At 62.0% G+C, this 2651-nt stretch carries 2 protein-coding genes; one reads left to right on the forward strand and one right to left on the reverse strand.

Features of this window, described 5'->3' with window-relative positions; genetic code table 11:
- Positions 1-1285: lytic transglycosylase domain-containing protein (locus JNL55_RS05370; RefSeq protein ID WP_293850354.1), on the forward strand; the 1285-nt coding region annotated here is incomplete at its 5' end.
- A gap of 17 nt (positions 1286-1302) precedes the next feature.
- Here JNL55_RS05370 and JNL55_RS05375 read toward each other — a convergent pair.
- On the reverse strand, positions 1303-2651 hold a 1349-nt coding region (locus JNL55_RS05375), incomplete at its 5' end, for an AI-2E family transporter (protein WP_293850357.1).

Here is a 2651-nt window from a genome sequence, read left to right on the forward strand (position 1 = left end):
CGCGCTGATCGCCTCGCCCGCTCTGGAAGTCGATCCCAAAGCACAGCTCGCCGGCTGGTCACGGCTCGCACGCACCGACCGCGACGGAGCGATGCGTCGCTATGACAGCTTGGTACGCGCTCGCAAGCTGACCGAAGAGACTGCCAGCCCGTATGCCTTGGCGTTGGCGCTCGGCCTGTCCTGGGATCGACGTCCGCAGGCGCTCAGCTACTTCAAACAAGTCCAGCCCAAAGACTTCGACGACGTCGCTCGCGAGTGGCATACACGCGCGGCACTCTGGGCGGGCGATTGGAAACTGGCCGGCAACATCATCGCCGCCATGCCGGATCAGCAGCGCTCGCTGGCACGCTGGCGTTACTGGACGGCACGTGCCACCGAAAAGAATGGCGACCCGAAACTGGCTCGCCAGTTGTACGAATCGGTGCTGCTCGACGACAACTTCTATTCCATCATGGCCGGCGCACGGCTCGACCGGCCAGTGGCGCCACATCTGGAAAAGCTGGTGCTGGATCAGGCGCAAGTCGAGCGCATGGAACAGCTGCCGCCGATGGTGCGCGCTCGCGAACTGCTGTCGAGCGACCTGCGCAATCTGGCGACCACCGAATGGTCGTTCGGCTTCGAGCAATTGATGGAGTCGGCACGTTCGCAGTCCATTCACCTGGCCGCGCGCTGGGGTTGGTATGAGCAGGCCATCGCCACCGCGAGCCAACAGAAAGTCTTCAACGACTACGAACTGCTATATCCGCAACCGTATGACGCCGAAGTGTTGTCCGCGGCCAAGCTCACATCGATCTCGCCGCAAATCATTTACGGCGTCATGCGCCAGGAAAGTCTGTATCGGCGTGACGCGCTCTCCTCAGCCGGGGCACGCGGCCTGCTCCAAATGCTGCCTGAAACGGCGCGGCGTACTGCCAGCAAATGGAATCGCCCGAAGCCCTCGCCCACCGATCTGTTCGATCCGGGAATCAACGTGCCGCTGGGCGCCGCGAACCTGCGCTCGCTGATGGATCGCTTCAACGGTCAAACGCTGGTGGCGCTGGCCGGTTACAACGCCGGGCCGAATGCAGCCGCACGTTGGATGCCTGCCGAAGCCCTCGATCCGGATGTGTGGGTGGAAAACATTCCCTATAACGAGACCCGCAATTACGTGCAGCGCATTCTGTGGCACAACGTGGTGTTCTCGTGGCTCAAGACCGGCGAGCCGCAAAAGGTCGATGGTTGGCTGGCGCGGATCGCGCCGTTGAGCGAATCGGCTGTGCTCGGCCTGACTGACGGCGGCAACTGAGAATTCCAGTCGAGCGCTCAGGCGCTGGCCGAAATCGCGTGCGGTTTCTTGGCAGGCCCTGTGTCTTTCTCTGCGGCCTTCGGTTGCAACCTGTCGATGGCCACGATCGCATCCTTGGCCGCTATCGCCAGACAATCCGCACCGGCTTCCCGGAAACGTTCCAGCGAGGGCGGCGCCTCGTCGTCGACCAGCGGCGGGCGTAACACGAGAATCCGGCTATCCGGCAATGCGCTACGAATCCGACGACAGTAATTGCGCAACTCCGAACCTCGCGTCGTCGCCGCCGCCGCGATACAAATCATCGTCGGTGCCTGACGAATCGCAGCACGCACCGCCTCTTCCCCAGAAAGTTCCGGCGGCATCAACGCGATGCGCTCGTGCCCATAAGCCTTACGTAGCATTTCCAGCACCAGCTCATCCGCCGGCGCACGCACGGTCACGCCGACTATGCTGGCACTCGGCTCTGATGAGCTCGGCGCTGCCGGTAGCTGCTGCAAAGTCTCGGCGATCATGTCCAAGACAAACGCCGCGTCGTCCTCGCTGATCTCGTTCTGTTCGCGATGCTGGAGCACCAGCGTCACAGCAGGCATCAAGATTTGATCGATGACACTGACGGGACCGAGCTCGTGTAGCTTGCGATTCACCAGCGAACCGGCTTCATCTTCATCGCGTGCCAGCAAGCGTTGATAGAAACGAACGTGCGGCATCAACGCCGGCTCGTCGGCGAAAATGATGGCCAGGAAACGCAGCGAACGCACGTGCCGGCCTAGCACGGCGATACACACCGTCAGCGGCGTCGCCAGCAACAAGCCGGCCGGGCCCCACACCCAGATCCAAAACAACGCCGAGATCAACAGCGCGAACGACGACACGCCGGTGCGATAACCAAACACCACCGGCTCGACGAAGTACGCCGTGATCAAGTCGAGCGTCAGGAACAACGCCAACGTTTGTAGCGTCTGGGTCCAGCCTGGCGAAATCGCAAAGACCAGCGCCGCCGGCATCAACGCCGACAACGCCGAGCCCACGTACGGCACGAAGCGCAGGACTGCGGTGATTCCGCCCCACAAGGCTGCATAGGGCACGCCGATCCAATACAGGCCCAACCCCACCAAGGTGCCGAACACAATGTTGATGAGCGTTTGCCAGACCAGGAACTGGCTGACGCGGAACGCAGCTTCGTTCATGAGTCGCGTCGTCATGGTGACGTTGCCCGCACCGATCAGCCGGATAAAACGATCGCGCAAATCCTCACGTTGCCCCAGCAAGAAAGCCACCAGCACGAGCACGATGAACGCGCTGACCAAAGGCTCGAATATCGCGGCGGATGTTTCACGGAGTCGTTGGGTTGACGAGACCTTCTCCG

Source organism: Steroidobacter sp. (assembly GCF_016790065.1).
In the GTDB taxonomy this organism is placed as follows: Bacteria; Pseudomonadota; Gammaproteobacteria; order Steroidobacterales; family Steroidobacteraceae; genus Steroidobacter.